This window comes from Brevundimonas sp. GW821-FHT12C05, from assembly GCF_058807475.1.
Genome location: NZ_JBXAQS010000001.1, coordinates 236,952 through 255,364, shown reverse-complemented (window position 1 = coordinate 255,364; position 18,413 = coordinate 236,952). Strand labels below are relative to the sequence as shown.

The window sequence follows — 18,413 nt, the reverse complement described above, 5'->3', positions numbered from 1 at the left end:
GGCTCAGATCCTGATCTCGATCAGCGGCAAGGCGGCCATCCTGCCGGCGTCGAAACTCTCCAGCGTCACCTCGATCCGGTCGGAGTCGAAGCGCACGGGCGTGTCGAACTCGAACCCCGCGGTGACCGCCGCTCCGGTTGCAGGAGCCGCCGCCAGCGTCACCCGACCGGTCGTCGTATCGACCGTGAAGGCCGAAGTCTCGACGCCATTAACGGCCACGCGCACCGATCCGCCGACCGGCTTGGCGACTAGGCGACTCCACGCCTCCCGCCCCTCGCCATAGGTCTTGCGCAGGGTGAAGATCGTTTGCCCGCCGTCGCCCTGACCCAGCACCTGATCCCCCGCCCCGATGCTCGCGCCCGGCGCACAGGATTTGAAGTCCGCGAAATCCCGAAATCGGAAGCCGTACAGGCGCCCCCGCCGCGCCTCGAAGAAGGCCGTCAAGGTCGCCATGTCGTCCAGCGACCGCAGGTTGGCCCCGATCAGATAGCGTCTCCGCCCGGCCGCCCATGGCGTCGACCGACGCTCGTGGCCTGAGCCCAGCGTCACCACCTCGGTCCGCCGCTCGACGCCGCCCGTCGATCCGAACGCCAGACGGGCGGGCAGCCTCACCTCATGGAAAGACATCAAAGCCTCCTCGCGCCCAGGGCCACCGCCCGGGCCAGCATCTGTGCGATCTGGGCCTCGGAGCGCAGCAAGCCCGGGGCGCCGCCGCCGAGGGTGACATTCACCGTCACCGCGCTTCCCGTCGCCGTTTCGATCGTCCCCGAACCCATCGGGCGAAACACTTCCGGTCCACGCTCGCCGACCAGATAGGCGCCCCCGCCGGAGACCGGTCCGCCGTCCGCCCGGCTGCCCGAAAACAACCCCGACACCGCATTGGCGATCGCGCTCGACAACCCCGGCGATGCTCCGCCACCCGCGCCATTGACGACCGTCAGCACGGCGCGCGCCAGCTCGGCCAGCGTGACCTCGCCATCCGCAGCCGCCCTCGCCAGCGATCGCGCCAGTCCGTCGGCCGCCCTGCCGAAAGCGTCCTCGACCGCCGCCGCCGCCCGCTCCGCGGGTTCCCGCAGACTGTCCAGGGCCGCCGCCGCTTCCGCGACCCGTCGGGGCGTATCCTCCAGCCCATCGGGCCTGAACGTCTCATTCATCCGGCCATGCCTCCGCCAGTCGTTCGAACACATCGCGTCCCATGGGCTCCGGCCCGGAAGGCCGCGCCGTCAGCATCCGCCATTCCCTCAGCGACAACCGCCAGAAGGCCGTAGGCTCAATCCCCAGGCTCGCCGCGGTCCGCAGCATCTCGCCCCAGCGGGTGCTCATTCCGCCGCCGCCGTGAACGCCGTCGCCACCGCTTCAGCGGCCTCGCGCGGATCGATCGCCGCCGCGGCCAGGTCACCGGCCAACGCCGTCTCGCCCCCGCCTCTGAGCAGGGCCGCCAGGACCGCCGCCAAGTCGCGCGCGGACAGCATGCGCATTCGGTCCGCCAGTCCACCCAACCCGGCGACACCCAGCGCCGTCTCGATCTCCGCCAGCGCGCCCAGCGTCAGGCAAAGCGTGCGTTCCTCGCCGGCCAGCCGAACCCTCGCCTCTCCCCGCGCGCCGTTCATCACAGCGCCTCGAAGGCGATCTCGCCGGCGCTGGCCAGACTGATCGCAAAGGTCGCCTCTCCCTCGTGCTCCCCGGCGTACTCCAGCGCCGCCACCAGGAACGGCCCCTCCAACTGACCGAAATCCGGCACGATCAGACGCCAGATTCGCGCCGCTTGGCTGAAGAAGGCCTCGCGGATCAGGGCGTCCGAGGCCGCGTCCCGGAACACGCCCTGGCCGTTCACCGCCGCCGACCGCACTCCGGCGCCGGACAGCAGTTCGCGCCAGCGTCCGGCGCTGTCGCCGTCGGTCGCATCGATCGTCCGGGCATTCAGCGCGATGGTTCGCGCCCTCAACCCGGCCACGGTCGTAAAACCACCGCCCTCGCTTTCGATCTTCAGCAGGATGTCCTTGCCACGTTGAGCGCCCATGTGAATCTCCGTCCTGTTCAGGTCTCTTCGGTCACGGCCCGCACGCGCAGGACCGCATAGGTTCGGGGACCGGTGGGCGACCGCCAGACATCGCTGAAGCGGACGCCCAGGCTGACCGTCCGCACCCCATCGGCCACCAGCGTTGCATCGCTCAGGCAGGCGCGGACCGACGCCAGGGCGGCCTTGGCCTCCTCTCCGCCCTGGAAGCGGGACACGATGGTCAGGGTCAGCAGGTGCTCGATCCCGCCGCCGTCCGCCGCGACGGGCCGGCTCTCACTGCGGCCGATCAACAGGTGCGGATAGCTCGGCTCCCGTGGCGCCGCGTCCCAGATCCGATCGCCCAGCAAGGCCGAGGTCGCCGGGTCGCTCTTCAGATGCGCGACCAGCGCCTTCTGCACGGCCAGTTCATGGCTCATCGCGTCCGCTCCAGATTGAGGATGCTCCGGCCGTTGGCGGGCTCGCCCGAGACGATCCGCCAGTCCGCGCCGTTGAACCGCAGCACGCGACCGACCATCAGCCGGGGATCCGACCGGCTTTCGGCCGTCAGGGTCTCAACCGTCGTCGGGGTCCCCGCCTCGCTCCGGTCCCGCCGTCGCGCCGGCCCCGGCCGGATCCAGGCCGAACCGATCGGTTCATAGGTCAGGCTGCGACCGCCATACGGAGTTTCCGCCTCGATGACCTCGAACACCTGGGCCAACAGCGGCAGGCGCGCGGCGATCACAGCCGCGCCTCGCGATACGGCGCCAGCCAGGCCTCGACCGGCTGGATCGGCATCTCGGTCTCGTCCCGCTCATAGGCGCGTAGCGTCAGCATCAGGATCGCCAGCCGCAGCGGGGCGGGCGAGGTGGAGGTCAGGGCCAGGCCCACGTCGCTCTCGACCCGCGCCCGAGCGGCGTCGATCAATGTCTGGATCAGCCCATCCTCGGCGCCGTGCTCGACGCGCAGGAACAGCTTCGCCTCGGTGAGGGACACCGGTGCGGTCATATCGACCTCGTTTTGCTTGATGGTGGCGAACGATGGATGGCGAGCGGCGATCCTCTCGCCACCCGCCACCGACTACTCACTCCCTCAGCGCCTTAGGTCGCGCTGAACTTCATCACCTTGATCGCGTCGAAGTCCTGCACCCCGCCGCCGACACGCCGGGTGGTGTAGAACAGCACATAGGGCTTGGCCGAGTACGGGTCCCTCAGCACCCGCACCCCCGCCCGGTCGACGATCAGATAGCCGCGCCGGAAGTCGCCGAACGCGATCGCCGCCGCATTGGCGGCGATGTTCGGCATCGTCTCGATCTCGGTGACCGGATAGCCCAGCAGCGAGGCCGTCTCGCCCGCCCGCTGCGCCGGCTGCCAGATGTAGTTGCCGTCCGCGTCCTTGAACTTGCGCACCGCCGAGACCGTGCGCCGGTTCATCACAAAGCGGGCGTTGGGTCGATACTGGGCCTTGGGCGCATAGATCAGATCGATGAGGCGATCCGCCGGACTGGTCGGTGCGAAGGCGCCCGCCGCGCCTGAGGCGACGTAGCCGATCTCGCCCCAGTCCTGATCCGCATCCGCGACGATCGTGTAGTTCAGGAAGCCGCGCGGTTTGTTGCTCCCGTCACCGTTGACGAAAGCCTGGGTCTCCTGTGCGGCGAAGGCGTCCTCGACCTCCGCGGCCAGCCACTCATCCAGATCGACCAGGGCGTCGTCCAGCAAGGACTGGGTCGCCGCCGGGCAGGCGTAGAGGTCGGCCGACGGGAACTCCAGCAGCGCCAGCGTCGCCGGATCGGTCTCGGGTCGCGCCGCCGTCTCCGCCACCCAGCCCGAGCCCACGCCGGCGATGGACACCGGCTTGCGGAACACGCCCGCCTGCACTGTCCGCACCGTCGATATTTCGCGCATCGGCGACCCCGCCATCAGCCGTCGCTCGATGGCCCGCTCGGTCTGCTCGGGAACCACGTGGCCGGCCGAGTTCGACGCCGATGACAATCCCGCCTTCAACTCCAGCCCGAACGATCCGCCCGCGCGCAGATAGCCGTCGAAGGCCGCCTTGGCCTCGGGCGCTTCGATCGTTTTGGGTTCAGCCCCAAGCGGCGGTCGGCGTCCCTCGCTGACCACTCGATCCAGCCGCGCCTGAGCGTTGGCGACCGCCTGGTCGATGCGCGCCACCTTCTCTTCCAGCAGCGTATCGGCCGCCGCCTTGCGCTCGATCTCGTCCAGCCGCGTGTCGTTGGCGCCTTTGAACGCCTCGAACGCGGCCATCATTTCGTGCATGGCGGCGCGCGCCTCCGGCGTGGCCGGGGCCTGTTTGGTCTCTTTCATTCTGTCTCCGGTGTTGAAGAACCGCCGATCGCGGTTAGGGTCGGGACGTGAACCGCCCCGGAACTCTTCGTCTCGCCCGCCTCACGGCCGCGCTCCCGGGAGCCGTCCGATGAGCCGCTACACCCGTCTCGAACGGGCCGTCATGGACGCCCTGGCCCACGACCTCCGCACGGAGATTCCTGATCTGGCGGGCCAGTTCGAGGAAAGCCGGCCCAGCCAGCGTCGCAATTCCGGCTTCGGCCTGTTCACCGAGATGATCGTCGATCGCACTCGGCCGGCGCCGGCCACGGGCCCGACTGGGGACTTCGGCACGGTCCACGTCATGGTCGGCCACCTGCCCGATCCGATCGCCTTCAAGGCCCGCGTCCGCCATGGCGTCCTGCTCGGCCTCATGGGCGACAGCTACGGTCAAGACACTCGCGCCATCGACTTCTCGACCGTGGCCTTCGACCAGGTCTTCACCGTCAACGCCCAGGGCCACTCCATTCCCTTCGAGCCGGCCCGGCAGATGCCGCCCAGCCCCTTGCTCGACCTGCATCGTCACAACGACCATGACCCCGCCGCCCGGTCGATCGAACCGCCCCCGCTCGTCAATGTCGGCGCGCTCCAGCGGGTTCAGCAGGTCGATGCGCCACCGCGCCACCTCCCGGCCTCGCTCCTGACGCCCGAGCCCATGCCCCAACCCCGGATTCCCACGGACCAGATGTCGCTGCTGATCGGGCTCTGGGCCCTGATCGGCGTGATCTCCCTCCTGCTCGTGTTCGTCTTCCGCCTGCCGTTCGCCCTGGGCGTCTTCTTCGCCGTCCTCGCGGGCCGGGCCGTGAAACAGCCGAAGGTCCTCTCAGCCGTCCGCAAGGTGGTCGATGGATGGCAAACGTCCCGGGTCATCGGGACGGACTGAACCGCGCGCCCGGCAGCATCGGGAAGGTCACCAGCGACACCTCCCACAAATCCACCTCTGTCAGCACCCGCAGCCCCCCGTCGCGCCGGGCCCTAACCGCGCGAAAACCGATGGACAGCCCATCCATCGCTCCGGCCTTCGCCAACGCGCCCGCGAACCGCGCCTCGGCCGACCAGTCCATGATCCGCCCACTGACGAACAGGCCGCGATCGTCCTCTATCATCCGGTCCCAGAGGCCGACCACCGCCCGCCCCTCATGCTGGTGCAGCATCCGCACCCCGCCCGCGCCGATCCTGGCCAGGCTGGCCTCGAACGCTCCCTTCGCCACCACGTCCCGGTTCAGGTCGGCCACGCCCCATAGCGAAGCGTAACCTTCGATGACCACCGCTTCCGACAAGGCCGACGTCGGCCGTTCCGCCAGCCGGCTCATCGTTGCGTCTCCAGCCGTCGCTCGATCCGGTCCATCGCCGCCCGAGTCGCCTCGCCCTGGGCCTCCAAACGCGCCAGCCGTTCGGCGACCAGCCTCTGTTCGGCGACCTGGTCCTCCAGGGTGCCGATCCGCGCCGCCGCGCCGCCCGCCCAGACCAGGCCGCCGATCGTCTGCACCGCCAGCGTCGTGATCAGGGCCACCGGAATCTTGCGCACGCCGTCCATGCTCAAGCCCCCACGCCGGCCATGCGCCGACGCTCCTCGTCGGTCAGGAAACTCGCCGCCTCCAGCCGCGCCCACAGCGCCTCCCGCTCAGGCTGCAGGGCCGGCACCGCATCCATGTCCGGCTCGATCCGCACGTCCGGAAAACGGGCGCCCAGCCAGCCGGTCAGCGCCGCCGCCGTCTTGCGCACCAAAGGCGCCACCGTCCCGCGCCAGAAGGCGACATTGGCCTCGCGATAGTTGGCGTAGGTTGCGTCTCCCGGAATACCCAGAAGCTGCGGCGGCACGCCGAAGGCCAGCGCGATCTCGCGCGCCGCCGCGTGTTTCCCGGCGATGAAATCCATCTCCGCCGGCGTCCAGCTCAGCGGCTTCCAGTCCAGCCCGCCCTCCAGCACCAGCGGCCGGCCCGCATTCGCCGTGCCGCTGTGCAGGTCATCGATCTGCGCCTTCAGGGAAACGAACTGCTCGTCGGTCAGCCGCTCGCCGTCCCGCGCCGAGAAAACCAGGGCGCCTGACGGTCGTGCGGAGTTGTCCAGCAACGCCTTGTTCCACTGCCCCGACGCATTGTGCACGTCGATGGCGAAGGCCGCCGCCTCCAGCGGCGAGAAGCCGTAGTGGTCGTCGACCGGGTGGAACAGCTTCAGGTGCAGCACCGGCATCCAGCCGTCCGCCGCTCGCGACAGGGTCACCGACCGCCCGTGCACCGAATACTCATAAGCCTCGGGCCAGCCGCTTCGCCCCGGCACAACCTTCATCCGATCAGGCCGCAGCGACCACAGCTCGTCCGTCGTCGAGTCCCCCGCCGCTTCGACGTAGGCGTTTCCCGCCGTCTGCAGCGCGCCGTAAACTCCTTCCAGCCATTCCACCCCGGACTGCTCCTGGTTAGGCCGGGCCAGAAGCGTCGCCAGAGGATGATCGTCGGCCCGAACACCGCCCGCGAACACCGCCAACGGCGTCGCCGCCGCCGCTTCCGCGATCATTCGCACACAGCGGTATGCGACCGGGTTTTTGGTGAAACCCTCCGTGGCCAGGCTGGCGTAGTCCCGCGGCGTCCAACGCGCTCGGCCGCCACCCGCCAGCGCGATCAGGGCGCCCACCCGACTGTCCTTGGTTTCCGGCGCGGCGACACGTCGCCGGTCCCCGAAGGGCCGTCGCCAGTTCAGCATGGTGATCTCCGTTGGCTCGGAACCGGGGTCGCCGCCTGCCGGTCTTTTCCGTCTTGCCAAGAGTATGGGGCGCCAGCGTCCGACCGTTGGAAGATCGCCGACTCATTCTTGCAAGCGGCTGATCTTCAGGTGCTTTTCAGCGCCAGATCGGACGAAGGTTCGCGGCGGCCCTAGACGCCGCGCTCTTCGCGCCACTCGGGGGCCTCGAAGTCCAGCGCGTCCTCGGCCTCTTTCAGAGCCAGTTCCGACACCGTCTGCCCACGCACTGAAACGCCCGCCTCATGCACCGTCTCCCGGCTACCCGAGACAAGGTGGTGCCACGGCGCCAAGGTCCGGCCCTCGTGGATGCGGCGATAGGCGCAGGACTTCGGCATCCATTCCAGCGCCTCGATATTCCAGGGCGTCAGCTTGATGCAGTCCGGCACATGCTCCTTGCGGTTGGCGTAGTCGGAGCAGGTGCAACGCACTGGATCGAACAGCTTGCAGTGCACCCGCGTCGGGATCACCTCGCCGGTGTCCTCGTCCTCGAACCGCACCAGGCAGCACAGGCCGCAGCCGTCGCACAGGCTTTCCCACTGTTCGCGGGTCATCTGGTCGAGGGTCTTGGTTTCCCAGAAGGCGGTCATCGGCGGCTCCATACGCCGATCATGGCCTCGTGTCGCCGGGGCACTTCCCCGAAAGCCGCCGTCAAGGTAGGGAAAATCGAGTGGCGTTCGGGGGATACGCGTGATCATCGGCATCGATCTGGGCACGACCAACAGCGCGGTCGGTGTCTTTCGCGACGGCAAGGCGGAGCTGATTCCGAACAGCCTCGGTCACGTCCTGACGCCTTCGGCCGTCAGTTTCGACGAAACCTCGGGCGAGGTCCTGGTCGGCCTGGCGGCGCGTGAGCGTCAGTCCACCCACCCCGGCCACACCGCCACGGCCTTCAAGCGCTACATGGGCGCCAACCGCGCCACACCGCTAGGCCGCCGCGAGTTCACGGCCGAGGAACTGTCGGCTCTCGTCCTCGGTCGCCTTAAGGCCGACGCCGAGGCCTATCTGGGCGAACCGGTGACGGAGGCGGTCATCACTGTCCCCGCCTACTTCAACGACAAGCAGCGCAAAGCCACCCGCCGCGCCGGCGAACTGGCTGGCCTGCGCGTCGAACGTCTGCTCAATGAGCCCACCGCGGCGGCGCTGGCCTACGGCATCCACGAACTCGGCAATGAGAGCCGCTTCTTGGTCTTCGACCTCGGCGGCGGCACCTTCGATGTCTCCGTGCTTGAAATCTTCGAGGGGGTGATCGAGGTCCGCGCCTCCACCGGCGACAACCGTCTGGGCGGCGAAGACTTCAACGATGTTCTCATCGACGAATTCCGCCGCACCGCCGGCAAGGACATCAGCGAGAAGGATCGCGCCGACCCCACCCTGCGTGAGCGCATCCGCATCGCCGCCGAACGGGCCCGCCGCGCCCTGACCGAACATCCCTCGACCACCATGTCCATCGTCTGGAAGGACCAGGCGATCGAGCGGCAGATCAGCACCGACGAGTTCGAAACCCTCTGCGCCGGCCTACTCAACCGCCTGCGCGATCCGGTCCTCCGTTCGTTGCGCGACGCGGGCATCCGTTCCGAAGACCTGTCCGAGATCATTCTGGTCGGCGGCTCGACCCGCATGCCGGTGGTCCGCAAGGCCATCACCCGCATGTTCGGCCGCTTCCCCGCCAATGCCGTCAATCCGGACGAGGCCGTCGCTCTCGGCGCCGCCGTCCAGGCCGGACTCAAGTCCCGCGACGTGGCGCTGAAGGAAGTCGTCATGACCGACGTCTGCCCCTACAGCTTGGGAGTGGAGGTCGCCGAGCGGGGGCCGAACGGGCGCATCATCGACGGCATCTTCTCGCCGATTATCGAGCGCAACACCGTCATCCCGGCCAGTCGGACGCAAAACTACGCCCCGATGCGCGATCACCAGCGCGAGCTGATCCTGCGCATCTATCAGGGCGAGTCGCGCCACGTCGTCGACAACGTCCACCTCGGTGAGATCAAGGTCCCCCTCGCCGGGGGCCGCGCCGAGGATGGCGCCACCGACGTCCGTTTCACCTACGACATCAACGGCCTGCTCGAGGTCGACGTCACGGTGATGAAGACCGGCGAGACCCGTCAGCTGATGATCGTCGATGACGAGGTCGCCGCCGCGCCGGACTTCGAAAAGCGCCGCGCCGCACTGGCCGCGCTCAAGCAACACCCTCGGGATTCCGATGCGGTAAAGACCGTCCTCGCCCGCGGCCACCGCTGCTACGAGGACGCACTCGGCGAAACCCGCCAGTTCCTCGGCGACCACATCACCCGGTTCGAACTGGTGGTCGAGGGCCAGGATCCGCGTGAGATCGAGCATGCCATCGGTCAGCTCACCACCGTCCTCGACCAGTTCGAGGGCCAGACGTGGCTCTAGGCGGATCCATCTGGTCCATCCTCGGCATCGCGCCGACCAATGACGAACGCGAAGTTCGCCGCGCCTACGCCCGCCGTCTGAAAGAGGTCCATCCCGAAGACGACGCCGAGGGCTTCCAGGCCCTGCGGGAAGCCTACGAACGCGCTCTCGACATGGCCCGCCGAGGCTGGGCCGTCCCCCCCGCGCGGAAGTCCCGCGACAAGGAAGCGGAGCTGGTCTTCGATGCCCCGACCTCCGACGACCGCTGGGCCGACGATGTCGCGAACCGTTGGAGCGAGCCTGAAGACGGCCTCGGCGAGGGCTGGGCCGCAGCCGAAGCCGATCGTTGGAACCCGGTCCCTCCACCACTCGCGCCTGAACCGACGCTGTCGCCTGAGGTCGCCGCCGAACTGGAGGCCGAAAAGGTCCGGCAAGAGGCGCACGCCGCCCTGTGCGATCAACTGGAAGGCCTGCTTCGCCAGACCACCGCCCCCTCCGGCGATGCGCTCAGCGTCATGCTGCGCATCTTCCGCTCGCCCGCGATGGACTCCCTGCGGGTTCATGCGAACACCGAATACTGGCTGGCGCACGCCATCGCCCGCGGCGGCCCGGCGGCCGACAGCCTGATCGAGCCCGCGGTCAAATTCTTCGGCTGGGATAGCGGTCGGGTCGGCGTGGACATGTCTCACGCCCAGCCCGTCCTGCAGCGCCGCGAGACGGCCCGGATCATCCAGCAGCTTGCCCGGCCCATGACCGCCGGCCACGACGCGTGGAAGGCCCTGCGGACCAAGCAGACCCTGTTCCGCCGCATCGCCGACCGACTTGATCCCTTCCTGTCGCGGCAGGTGATCGATCTGCTCTCGCGCGCCGATCACGATCTGCCGGACCTGTACAGCCACCTCGATCCGGACGCCGTGGCGACCTGGCGAGCGCGTCTGGCCCATCCCCGGTTCAGCGCCCTTTTCCTGCTTAGCCTGCTGATCGCACCGATGATCCTCGCCTTGATCGTCGTCAGCACCGGCGTGTTCGGTCCAACGACCCTGCCCAATATCCTCGCCGTCTGGATCGTCGCCCTGGCCGCCGCGACCGGGATCGGCGCGGTCTGGATCAACGGCGTGCTCAAACCGGCCCGTGAATGGGCGGACCGTTATCCGTGGGACGCACCGCTGTGGAAGCGACTGGGCTGGGCGCCCGCCTCGGCAGCCCTGTTGGCGATCGCGCCCCTCTTCACGGGCGTGGACTGGCTATGGCCGGGAATCCTGCTGGCGGGGCTGGGCATCGTCGCCTGGGCGCGGATCGTCACCGCCCACATCCCGCCTCCGCCGGTGTCCCGCTACCGGATCGCTGAGTTCATCGGCATCGTTCCCATCGTCCTGTACGTCGTCCTCACGCCCGGCTCGGCCTCGCAACCGTCATTGGTCGCAGCCATCGTCAGCGCGACCCTGGCCTTCCGTTTCGGCGGCCATGCCATTGTGCAGGAGTGGCTGTATCAGAGCCCAGACCGCCAGCGTCGGGTCTCGCTCGCCCTGATCGGCGGCGCCGTCGCTGTCGGCGCCCTGGCGGTGCTGACGGCATGGATCGGCGCGCCCGGCCTCGCCATCGGACTGGTTTGCGGCTTCGCCTTCATGGATCGGGCGCTGGCGACAGATCGCTTCGGCCCCGCTTTCCAGCTCCGGCGCGGCTGGCTCATGTTCGGCTGGCTGGGCGCCGTCACCCTCTCGGGCGTCATGGGGGCCATGGACAGGACCGCGCCGGCCGCTCTCGCCCTTTGGGTGGTGATCGCGGGCGCCCTCACCGGCATCGGCGCCTTCCTCCCCGAACCCGGCCAGAAGTCGCGGAAAAAGCGCCGCCCCGGCGCGCTGGCCTGACCGTCAGTGGCTGACCGACTTTGAGAACAGGTTGATCACCAACACCCCGCCGACGATCATCGCCAGCCCGGCCATGGCCGGCAGGTCCAACTTCTGTTTGAACAGCACCGCCCCGATGGTCGCGATCATCACCACCCCCAACCCGCTCCAGATGGCGTAGGCCAGACCGACGGGAATCTGCTTCAACGCGATCGACAGCAGATAGAAGGCGATTAGATAGCAGACGCCCATGCCCAGCGTCGGCCATGGCCGGGTGAACTGCTGCGACATCTGCAGCATCGTCGTCCCCGCCACTTCCAGCCCGATCGCGCCGGCCAGGGCGGCCCAGGTCAGGGGATTCATCGGGCCGTCTCCATCAGCACATGGCCCGGCGTCAGAAGCGACAGCAGCGCCCTGCGCTGCTCCGGCGACACGTCGTAGACTCCGAAGATGTCCGACATCCACAGGCCGTCGGCCACCAGCCTCAACAGCAGGGCGTCATCCGCCCCGACCGGATCGGTGGGATCGTCCGCCCGCACGGGCGCCGTCGCCTTCGACCAGCGATCCCGCAGGGACGGCTCGATGGCGCAGGCGGCCAGGATCGCTCGCCCGACGCTGACGTCTTCCGACGTCACCGCATCGTTGATCGTCACCCGCAGATAGGCTCGCGCCAGCCGTCCGTAGGGTTCCGGATCGCGCGCCGCCTCGGTCAGAATCGACGCGCTGAACATCTCGCCCAGATGGTCCACCACGCCTTCGAGCAGGGTCATCTTGGTGGGGAAATGATGCAGCAGTGCGCCCTTGCTGACCGTGGTGCGCGCCGCGACCGCGTCCAGGGTGAAGCCCTTCGGCCCCAATTCCGCAACAACCTCCAACGCCCTGTCCATGATCTCGGCGCGGGTGGTGTCGGGCGCGCGGCGGCGTGTCTTGATGTTCATTCGGCCTACATACCGGCTGGACGGTATGGGTCAATCGCGCAAGGCCGTGGCGATGCGTCGCCCCCTCCTCTATATGGCCGCCATGGCTGCCCGTCCCCCCCTCGTCGCCCTCAAGGATGTCCGTCTTCAAGACGGTCAACGCCCGCTGTTCGACGGTGTCGACATGGCTATCGAACCGCGCACCCGCGCCGCCCTCGTCGGCCGCAACGGAGCGGGCAAATCGACCCTGATGAAGATGGTCATGGGCCTGATCGAGCCCGACGCCGGGGACCGCTCGGTGCAGGCCGGCGTCCGCTTCGCCTATGTTCCGCAGGAGCCGGACATCACGGGCGACACCCTGCTCGACTACGCCGCCTCGGGCGGCGCCCAGCCCTGGACCGCCGAAAGCTGGCTGACCACCTTCGGCCTCGACCCGCACAAGCCCGCCGTCAATCTGTCCGGCGGCGAGACCCGCCGCGCCGCCCTGGCCAAGGCCTTCGCCGAAGAGCCGGACCTGCTCCTGCTCGACGAGCCGACCAACCACCTCGACATCCTGGCCATCGAATTGCTGGAAAGCGAACTGCTCTCGGCGCGCTTCTCCCTGCTGGTCGTCAGCCACGACCGCGCCTTCCTCAACCGCGTCACCCAGTCGGTGCACTGGCTCGAAGGCCGCCGCGTCCGCACCCTCGACAAGGGCTTCGTCGCCTTCGACGACTGGGCCGACAAGGTCATGGAGGAAGAGGCGGAATCCCTGCGCCGCCTGACCAAGAAGATCGAGGCCGAGACCTATACCTTCTACCGCTCCATCACCGCCCAGCGCACTCGCAACGAGGGCCGCGCCCGCGCCCTGATGGCCATGCGCGCCGACCGCGCCGATCGGGTCAAGGACCTGCCGCGCGAGCTCCAACTCGGGGTCGACAGCGGCGTCACCTCCGGCAAGCTGGTCGCCGACCTCAAGGGCGTCAGCAAGCGCTTCGGCGATCGCGTCATCTTCAAGAACCTGACCACCCGTGTCATCCGCGGCGACCGGCTGGCCATCGTCGGTCCCAACGGCGCGGGCAAGACGACGCTGGTCAAGGTCCTGCTGGGCGAGCTCCAGGCCGACGAGGGCAGTGTCCGCCTCGGCGCCAATCTGGACCCGGTCTACCTCGATCAGTCCCGCGAGGGGCTGAAATCCGACATGACGCTGTGGGACGCTCTCACTCCCGGCGGCGGCGACAGCATTCTGGTGCGCGGCATATCCAAACACGTTGCCGCCTACGCCAAGGACTTCCTCTTCTCCGAGGCCCAGCTGCGCCAGCCGATCTCGACGCTCTCGGGCGGCGAGCGCAACCGCCTGCTACTGGCCCGCGCGCTCGCCAAGCCCGCCAACATGCTGGTTCTCGACGAGCCGACCAACGACCTCGACATGGACACGCTCGACAAGCTGGAAGAGCTGCTGGAGTCCTACGACGGCACCCTGATCCTGGTCAGCCACGACCGTGATTTCGTCGACCGCCTGGCCACCTCGACCATCGCCATGAACGGCCGCGGCGACATCGTCGAAACGCCCGGCGGCTGGACCGACTTCATCCGCCAGAATCCCGGCTTCCTCCAGCCCGGCGCTAATCCGCGCCCGCAGGACAAGGAGGCCGCCAAGCGCGCAGAGGCCAACCCCGCCCCGGCCTCCGTCGCCGCCGCGCCGAAGAAGCCCGGCAAGCTGACGTTCAAGGACAGCCACCGCCTCAAGGAGCTGGAAGGCCTGCTTGAAAGCCTGCCCGGCCAGATCGCCAAACACGACGCCACACTGGCCGACCCCGATCTCTACAGCCGCGATCCCAAGGCCTTCGACCGCGCCATGACCGCCGCCGCCCAGGCACGCGAGCAGCTCGAGAACGCCGAACTGGAATGGCTCGAACTGGAAGAGAAGAAGGCCGCGCTGGGCGCCTGATTTCGGCGTCCGAACGCCGCATCGCCAAGCGCGGCCGTTCGGCCTAGCCTTCTCCCATGCCCGCTGTCGTCCGCCGTCTTGAGCTGACCCCGTCCGAACGCCGCGCCGCGGCTCGGATCAATGCGGCTCTCGGCGTCATGCCGCGCCTCAAGACTGATGGCTGGCGGCTACAGGCCGGCCAATGGGCTAGCGGCGCGTTCGGCGGAGCCGCCCAGACCGTGACCGCCGCCTGGCTCCGCCGGCGCGGCGTCCGCGTCGAGACCCTGCGCATCCCCTCTCCCGACGGCGGCGTCGCCCTGCGCATCCTGCATCCGCCCGGGCCGCCGCGCGGCGTGGTTCTCGACATGCACGGCGGCGGCTGGGTGGTCGGCAGCGCCGGCCTCAACGATCACCTCAACGCCGACATCGCCGCCGAGACCGGCCTCGCCGTCGTCTCGGTCGACTACCGCCTGCTCAGCGAAAGCCGCGGCGTCCTGCTCCAGCACGCCATCTCAGACTGCGCCGCCGCCGGGCGCTGGTTGGTCGACAACGCCGCCGCCCGCTTCGGCACGACCGACGTCTTCATTTGCGGCCAATCCGCCGGCGCCCATCTGGCCGCCCTGACCACCATGACCCTGCGCGACGAGGGCCGTCTCGGCGCGGTGCGCGGCTGCGTCCTCGTCTATGGCGTCTACGATTTGAGCGGCACGCCGTCCGTCCGCGCCGCGAGCCGCGACGCCCTTCTCCTCAACGGTCCGACCCTGGCCGCCGATCTCGGTCGCCTGCTGCCTGATCGCGACGAGGCGGGACGCCGTCGTCCCGACGTCTCCCCGCTGCACGCCCCTATGCGCGATCTGCCGCCCGCTCTCTTCATCGCCGGAGATCTGGATCCGCTGCGCGACGACAGCCTGCTGATGGCCGAGGCCTGGTCCGCCGCCGCGCCCTCGGAGTTGATCGAAATTCCTCTCGCCCCGCACGGCTTCATCCATTTCGGCGGCCCCGTCGCCCGGCGAGCGCTCAGGGAAATCAGCGACTGGCTGGACCGCACCGTCCCCGGTTGAGCGAATTTCCGGGCAATTCAGATCAGAATTGACCCTGTTTCGCGCCCCTGTGAATAACGCCGCAATAGCTTCACAATTCGAAGAAATTCGTCGTTGCGCGAAAGTCGATACAGGGTTCGGACAAGTTTTATCCCGAAAACCGTCCACAACCGGATGATTCGGGGTGCTTGCTGGATCCCGGATTTGGAGCGAGCTTGATCAGGCCGAGGGACACGGCGGCGCGGAAATCCGGGGAGACCCGGGGCTCAAAGCGAACCGGCCCGGCTCTCTGACCCGACGCTACGGGCGGTCTTCGGATCGTAACGGGCGGGAGGCAGGATCAAGGCCCCAAGGGGATGTCGAAGGCTTCGGCTGGAGACGGAACCGGATGGGAACCGGATCGGGATCAAAGGACGGCGCAGGCCAGACCTGTGGAACGCCGGAGACCAGGAGCGCGAGAAGATACAGCTGACCATCGTCGGGGTTCGCCCTGCTGATGCCGAAGCCAGGGTCTGAAAACCTCAAAGGCCAAGTCCAACCCGGACTTGGCGAGGGGACGAGGAGCACCGGTTCGCCGAGGCCCTTCGTCCCCTCGCTCAATTCCGGCGTCCGGCATCCTCTTCCTTCGCCCTTTCGCCGCCATCGCCTTGGCCGTACATAAGGCCATGACCTCGCGTGGGAATCGCCGCTTCGCGCCTGACCGCCGCACCCTGCTCGCCGGAGCCGGGGCTCTGGCCGCCACGACCGTGCTGGCGGCATGCAATGGTTCCGAGGTTGAACCCGACGCCGACGGCCGCATCCGTCTCCGCTTCGCCACCGACTGGCGCGCCCAGGCCGAGCATGGCGGCTTCTACCAGGCGGTCGCCTCGGGGGCCTATGAGAAGCGCGGCCTGAACGTCCAGATCATCCAAGGCGGTCCCGGTGTAAACGTGCCCCAGCTGCTCGCCGCCGGCGCCGTCGAACTGGGTATGGGTTCCAACAGCTTCATCCCCATGAGCCTGGTCGCCGAGGGGGCGCCGGTGAAGGCCGTCGCCGCCTTCTTCCAGAAGGACCCGCAGGTTCTCATCGCCCACCCGGATCCCGCGTTGAGGAGCATCGCGGACCTGGCAGGACGCCCCTTCCTGCTGGCCGACGCCTCGATCAACGCCTTCTGGGTCTGGCTGAAAGCCAAATACGGCTTCACCGACGACCAGGTCCGCAAATACACCTTCAACCCCGCGCCCTTCCTCGCCGACCCACGCGCCGTGCAGCAGGGCTATCTGACGTCCGAGCCCTACACGATCGAGAAGGAGGCGGGCTTTGAGCCGCGCGTCTTCCTGCTCGCCGACGAGGGCTATCCCTCCTACGCCACCATGGTGCTGGCTCCGAACGCCTTCGCCCGTGACAACGGCGACGCCCTGCGCGGCTTCATTGCGGCCTCCGCCGAGGGCTGGCGCGACTACATCCAGGGGGACGGCAAGGCCGCCGACGCCCTGATCCGGAAGGACAATCCGGAGATGACGCAGGACATCCTCGATCAGGCCCGCGCCAAGCTGAAGGCCAACGGCATCGTCGATGGCGGGGACGCCGCCCTCTACGGCCTCGGGACCATGACCAACGAACGCTGGCAGGCCTTCTTCGACGTCACCAGCCAGGCCGGCGTCTATCCGACCAACCTGGACTGGCGTCAGGCCTTCACCACCCAATACCTGCCCGGCCGTGGCCGTGGCTGACGCCGTCGCGGCGCTGACCGGCGCCGTCGTCCGCTATCCGGATCGGGCCGCGATCGGCCCGCTGAACCTGTCGGTCGCCCCCGGCGAGATCGTCGCCGTGGTCGGCGCCTCAGGCGCGGGCAAGTCGACGGCCTTGCGTCTGCTCGCCGGACTGGAACGTCCGTCCGAGGGCCAGGTGGTCACCACGGCGCCGGGCCGCACCGCCTTCGTCTTCCAGGCCCCGACCCTGATGCCCTGGGCCGACGCCCAAACCAACGTCGCCCTGCCGCTGGAGTTGTCCGGAACACCCAGGGACGAGGCCCGCGCCCTGGCCGCCGCCGCCCTCGCCTCTGTCGGTCTCGGCGAGCGCCTGACCGCCCGTCCGCGTCAGCTCTCGGGCGGCATGGCCATGCGCGCCTCCTTGGCCCGGGCGCTGGTCACGCAGCCCGACCTGCTCCTGCTGGATGAGCCCTTCGCAGCGCTCGACAGCGTCACCCGTCGCCACCTGATCGAGGACCTGCACAGCCTCTGGGCCGGACGGTCGCCGCGCCCCGCCATCGTCTTCGTCACCCATGACATCGAGGAAGCCGTCTACCTGGCCGGACGCACCGTCGTGCTCGACGCCGTCAGCGGACAGGTGGCCATGGCACGCCCGACGCCGGGCGATATCCCGCGCCAGGCGGGCTGGCGCGCCGATCCCGACTACCGCGAGACAGTCGAGACCCTGGCCGCCGCCCTCGCTCACGCCATGCCGGACCGCGTCGCGTGACCCGCCTTGTCGCCCCGCTGGCGCTGATCATCCTGCTGCTCGCGGCCTGGGAGATCGCTTGCCGCCTGTGGCAGGTCCCCGTCTACTTCCTGCCGCCGCCCAGCGCGGTCGCCGCCTCCCTCATCGAGCGCGCGCCCATCCTCGCGGGCTCCGCCCTCCAGACCTTCCGCATGGCGCTGCAGGCCCTGGCCGTCGCGGCCCTGCTCGGCGGCGGTCTGGCGCTGGCGGTCTCTCTCAGCCGCCCGGCCGAGTATGCCGTCCGCCCGCTCGCCGTCGCCCTGCAGGTGACCCCGATCGTCGCCATCGCGCCTTTGGTTCTGATCTGGGCGGGCCTCGACCACGCCGACCGCGCGGTCATCGCCCTGGCCGCCGCCGTCGCCTTCTTCCCCATCTTCTCGGGCGTCCTGACCGGGCTGAAATCCGCCGATCCCGACCTTGAGCGGCTGTTCGATCTCTACGGCACCTCACGGATTCAGCGCCTCATCCGCTTGCGCATCCCCGCCGCCCTGCCCTTCGCGCTGGAGGGCCTGCGCGTCGCCTCGGGTCTGGCGGTCATCGGAGCGGTGGTCGCGGAATTCGTCTCCGGCTCCGGCGCGACCCAGGGTCTGGCCTGGCGGCTGCTCGAATCCGGCAATCGCCTGCGCACCGCCGACATGCTGGCGGCCCTGGTCTGCCTGATGGCCATGGGGCTGGCGCTCAGCGGTCTGGTCGGCCTCGTCGAGCGCCGCGTGCGGGCGCACCTCTCCTGATCCGGGCGTTAGCGACGGGTTAAGCCCGCCGCGGATACCGT

23 protein-coding genes are annotated in these 18,413 nt (G+C 69.0%); 8 read left to right on the top strand and 15 right to left on the bottom strand.

The genetic code is table 11. The features are described from left to right. Window positions 1-3: 3 nt before the first annotated feature. The 9 genes from AC1RRF_RS01180 to AC1RRF_RS01140 all read right to left on the bottom strand — a co-directional run bounded on the left by AC1RRF_RS01180 (window position 4) and on the right by AC1RRF_RS01140 (window position 4,320). Complete coding sequence (locus AC1RRF_RS01180) at window positions 4-627, bottom strand: phage distal tail protein, Rcc01695 family (protein ID WP_492832035.1); 624 nt, start codon at window positions 625-627, stop codon at window positions 4-6. Further along, on the bottom strand, window positions 627-1,154 hold the full coding sequence (locus AC1RRF_RS01175; RefSeq protein WP_492832033.1) for a phage tail tape measure protein: 528 nt from the start codon (window positions 1,152-1,154) through the stop codon (window positions 627-629). Before AC1RRF_RS01175 ends, AC1RRF_RS01180 begins: the two co-directional genes overlap by 1 nt. Continuing rightward, window positions 1,147-1,323 (bottom strand): phage tail assembly chaperone, encoded by a 177-nt coding sequence (locus AC1RRF_RS01170; RefSeq protein WP_492832031.1) that lies wholly within the window; start codon window positions 1,321-1,323, stop codon window positions 1,147-1,149. Before AC1RRF_RS01170 ends, AC1RRF_RS01175 begins: the two co-directional genes overlap by 8 nt. Continuing rightward, window positions 1,320-1,610, bottom strand: a complete 291-nt coding sequence (locus AC1RRF_RS01165; protein ID WP_492832029.1) for a GTA-gp10 family protein — start codon at window positions 1,608-1,610, stop codon at window positions 1,320-1,322. The genes AC1RRF_RS01170 and AC1RRF_RS01165 overlap by 4 nt, the downstream gene beginning before the upstream one ends. Beyond that, the gene (locus AC1RRF_RS01160; RefSeq protein WP_492832027.1) at window positions 1,610-2,020 is read right to left on the bottom strand and encodes a phage major tail protein, TP901-1 family; all 411 of its coding nucleotides are present in this window, start codon (window positions 2,018-2,020) and stop codon (window positions 1,610-1,612) included. The genes AC1RRF_RS01165 and AC1RRF_RS01160 overlap by 1 nt, the downstream gene beginning before the upstream one ends. Before the next feature lie 17 nt (window positions 2,021-2,037). Next, window positions 2,038-2,436 (bottom strand): DUF3168 domain-containing protein, encoded by a 399-nt coding sequence (locus AC1RRF_RS01155; RefSeq protein WP_492832025.1) that lies wholly within the window; start codon window positions 2,434-2,436, stop codon window positions 2,038-2,040. After that, window positions 2,433-2,741, bottom strand: coding sequence for a phage head-tail adapter protein (locus tag AC1RRF_RS01150; protein WP_492832023.1), 309 nt, complete (start codon window positions 2,739-2,741; stop codon window positions 2,433-2,435). The genes AC1RRF_RS01155 and AC1RRF_RS01150 overlap by 4 nt, the downstream gene beginning before the upstream one ends. Continuing rightward, a complete protein-coding gene (locus AC1RRF_RS01145; RefSeq protein ID WP_492832021.1) occupies window positions 2,738-3,004 on the bottom strand; it encodes a head-tail connector protein in 267 nt (88 codons plus the stop codon). Before AC1RRF_RS01145 ends, AC1RRF_RS01150 begins: the two co-directional genes overlap by 4 nt. Before the next feature lie 92 nt (window positions 3,005-3,096). Further along, entirely contained in the window at window positions 3,097-4,320 is a 1,224-nt protein-coding gene (locus AC1RRF_RS01140) for a phage major capsid protein (protein ID WP_492832019.1), read from the bottom strand. A gap of 109 nt (window positions 4,321-4,429) precedes the next feature. On the opposite strand from AC1RRF_RS01140, the gene AC1RRF_RS01135 reads away from it, so the two are divergent. Further along, entirely contained in the window at window positions 4,430-5,221 is a 792-nt protein-coding gene (locus tag AC1RRF_RS01135; protein ID WP_492832017.1) for a hypothetical protein, read from the top strand. Here AC1RRF_RS01135 and AC1RRF_RS01130 read toward each other — a convergent pair. The 4 genes from AC1RRF_RS01130 to AC1RRF_RS01115 form a co-directional block, all read right to left on the bottom strand. After that, window positions 5,205-5,651, bottom strand: coding sequence for an HK97 family phage prohead protease (locus tag AC1RRF_RS01130; RefSeq protein WP_492832015.1), 447 nt, complete (start codon window positions 5,649-5,651; stop codon window positions 5,205-5,207). The two genes, AC1RRF_RS01135 and AC1RRF_RS01130, sit on opposite strands and share 17 nt — an antisense overlap. Then, window positions 5,648-5,875: a hypothetical protein gene (locus AC1RRF_RS01125; protein WP_492834120.1), complete on the bottom strand. Its 228-nt coding sequence runs from the start codon at window positions 5,873-5,875 to the stop codon at window positions 5,648-5,650. The genes AC1RRF_RS01130 and AC1RRF_RS01125 overlap by 4 nt, the downstream gene beginning before the upstream one ends. 2 nt (window positions 5,876-5,877) lie before the next feature. After that, on the bottom strand, window positions 5,878-7,038 hold the full coding sequence (locus AC1RRF_RS01120) for a phage portal protein (RefSeq protein WP_492832013.1): 1,161 nt from the start codon (window positions 7,036-7,038) through the stop codon (window positions 5,878-5,880). A gap of 170 nt (window positions 7,039-7,208) precedes the next feature. Beyond that, window positions 7,209-7,676 carry a YcgN family cysteine cluster protein gene (locus tag AC1RRF_RS01115; RefSeq protein ID WP_492312446.1) on the bottom strand — a complete coding sequence of 156 codons (468 nt, stop codon included), beginning with the start codon at window positions 7,674-7,676 and terminating at the stop codon, window positions 7,209-7,211. 88 nt (window positions 7,677-7,764) lie between these two features. Between AC1RRF_RS01115 and AC1RRF_RS01110 the strand changes: the two genes are divergently transcribed. Together AC1RRF_RS01110 and AC1RRF_RS01105 are read left to right on the top strand one after the other, a co-directional pair. Further along, window positions 7,765-9,471 (top strand): Hsp70 family protein, encoded by a 1,707-nt coding sequence (locus AC1RRF_RS01110; RefSeq protein ID WP_492832010.1) that lies wholly within the window; start codon window positions 7,765-7,767, stop codon window positions 9,469-9,471. Further along, entirely contained in the window at window positions 9,462-11,318 is a 1,857-nt protein-coding gene (locus AC1RRF_RS01105) for a J domain-containing protein (RefSeq protein ID WP_492832008.1), read from the top strand. Before AC1RRF_RS01110 ends, AC1RRF_RS01105 begins: the two co-directional genes overlap by 10 nt. Before the next feature lie 3 nt (window positions 11,319-11,321). On the opposite strand, the gene AC1RRF_RS01100 is transcribed toward AC1RRF_RS01105, so the two are convergent. Next, window positions 11,322-11,660 (bottom strand): DMT family transporter, encoded by a 339-nt coding sequence (locus AC1RRF_RS01100; RefSeq protein WP_492832006.1) that lies wholly within the window; start codon window positions 11,658-11,660, stop codon window positions 11,322-11,324. After that, a complete protein-coding gene (locus AC1RRF_RS01095) occupies window positions 11,657-12,235 on the bottom strand; it encodes a TetR/AcrR family transcriptional regulator (protein ID WP_492832004.1) in 579 nt (192 codons plus the stop codon). The genes AC1RRF_RS01100 and AC1RRF_RS01095 overlap by 4 nt, the downstream gene beginning before the upstream one ends. Before the next feature lie 52 nt (window positions 12,236-12,287). Here AC1RRF_RS01095 and AC1RRF_RS01090 point away from each other — a divergent pair, with 52 nt between their 5' ends. The 5 genes from AC1RRF_RS01090 (at window position 12,288) to AC1RRF_RS01070 (ending at window position 18,372) form a co-directional block, all read left to right on the top strand. Further along, the gene (locus AC1RRF_RS01090; protein WP_492832002.1) at window positions 12,288-14,144 is read left to right on the top strand and encodes an ABC-F family ATP-binding cassette domain-containing protein; all 1,857 of its coding nucleotides are present in this window, start codon (window positions 12,288-12,290) and stop codon (window positions 14,142-14,144) included. A gap of 56 nt (window positions 14,145-14,200) precedes the next feature. After that, window positions 14,201-15,184, top strand: coding sequence for an alpha/beta hydrolase (locus AC1RRF_RS01085; protein ID WP_492832000.1), 984 nt, complete (start codon window positions 14,201-14,203; stop codon window positions 15,182-15,184). Between the two features lie 644 nt (window positions 15,185-15,828). Further along, window positions 15,829-16,875, top strand: coding sequence for an ABC transporter substrate-binding protein (locus tag AC1RRF_RS01080; protein ID WP_492831998.1), 1,047 nt, complete (start codon window positions 15,829-15,831; stop codon window positions 16,873-16,875). Then, a complete protein-coding gene (locus AC1RRF_RS01075) occupies window positions 16,868-17,623 on the top strand; it encodes an ABC transporter ATP-binding protein (protein WP_492831996.1) in 756 nt (251 codons plus the stop codon). The genes AC1RRF_RS01080 and AC1RRF_RS01075 overlap by 8 nt, the downstream gene beginning before the upstream one ends. Then, the gene (locus tag AC1RRF_RS01070) at window positions 17,620-18,372 is read left to right on the top strand and encodes an ABC transporter permease (RefSeq protein ID WP_492831994.1); all 753 of its coding nucleotides are present in this window, start codon (window positions 17,620-17,622) and stop codon (window positions 18,370-18,372) included. Before AC1RRF_RS01075 ends, AC1RRF_RS01070 begins: the two co-directional genes overlap by 4 nt. Window positions 18,373-18,413 lie beyond the last annotated feature (41 nt).

Bases quoted from the DNA above. Each gene is read 5' to 3' on its own strand.
- AC1RRF_RS01130 (WP_492832015.1), bottom strand. From the start codon at position 5,651: ATGAGCCGGCTGGCGGAACGGCCGACGTCGGCCTTGTCGGAAGCGGTG.
- AC1RRF_RS01115 (WP_492312446.1), bottom strand. From the start codon at position 7,676: ATGGAGCCGCCGATGACCGCCTTCTGGGAAACCAAGACCCTCGACCAG.
- AC1RRF_RS01135 (WP_492832017.1), top strand. From the start codon at position 4,430: ATGAGCCGCTACACCCGTCTCGAACGGGCCGTCATGGACGCCCTGGCC.
- AC1RRF_RS01100 (WP_492832006.1), bottom strand. From the start codon at position 11,660: ATGAATCCCCTGACCTGGGCCGCCCTGGCCGGCGCGATCGGGCTGGAA.
- AC1RRF_RS01165 (WP_492832029.1), bottom strand. From the start codon at position 1,610: ATGAACGGCGCGCGGGGAGAGGCGAGGGTTCGGCTGGCCGGCGAGGAA.
- AC1RRF_RS01095 (WP_492832004.1), bottom strand. From the start codon at position 12,235: ATGAACATCAAGACACGCCGCCGCGCGCCCGACACCACCCGCGCCGAG.
- AC1RRF_RS01080 (WP_492831998.1), top strand. From the start codon at position 15,829: ATGACCTCGCGTGGGAATCGCCGCTTCGCGCCTGACCGCCGCACCCTG.
- AC1RRF_RS01120 (WP_492832013.1), bottom strand. From the start codon at position 7,038: ATGCTGAACTGGCGACGGCCCTTCGGGGACCGGCGACGTGTCGCCGCG.
- AC1RRF_RS01180 (WP_492832035.1), bottom strand. From the start codon at position 627: ATGTCTTTCCATGAGGTGAGGCTGCCCGCCCGTCTGGCGTTCGGATCG.
- AC1RRF_RS01090 (WP_492832002.1), top strand. From the start codon at position 12,288: ATGCGTCGCCCCCTCCTCTATATGGCCGCCATGGCTGCCCGTCCCCCC.
- AC1RRF_RS01175 (WP_492832033.1), bottom strand. From the start codon at position 1,154: ATGAATGAGACGTTCAGGCCCGATGGGCTGGAGGATACGCCCCGACGG.
- AC1RRF_RS01170 (WP_492832031.1), bottom strand. From the start codon at position 1,323: ATGAGCACCCGCTGGGGCGAGATGCTGCGGACCGCGGCGAGCCTGGGG.
- AC1RRF_RS01145 (WP_492832021.1), bottom strand. From the start codon at position 3,004: ATGACCGCACCGGTGTCCCTCACCGAGGCGAAGCTGTTCCTGCGCGTC.
- AC1RRF_RS01160 (WP_492832027.1), bottom strand. From the start codon at position 2,020: ATGGGCGCTCAACGTGGCAAGGACATCCTGCTGAAGATCGAAAGCGAG.
- AC1RRF_RS01125 (WP_492834120.1), bottom strand. From the start codon at position 5,875: ATGGACGGCGTGCGCAAGATTCCGGTGGCCCTGATCACGACGCTGGCG.
- AC1RRF_RS01085 (WP_492832000.1), top strand. From the start codon at position 14,201: ATGCCCGCTGTCGTCCGCCGTCTTGAGCTGACCCCGTCCGAACGCCGC.
- AC1RRF_RS01140 (WP_492832019.1), bottom strand. From the start codon at position 4,320: ATGAAAGAGACCAAACAGGCCCCGGCCACGCCGGAGGCGCGCGCCGCC.
- AC1RRF_RS01155 (WP_492832025.1), bottom strand. From the start codon at position 2,436: ATGAGCCATGAACTGGCCGTGCAGAAGGCGCTGGTCGCGCATCTGAAG.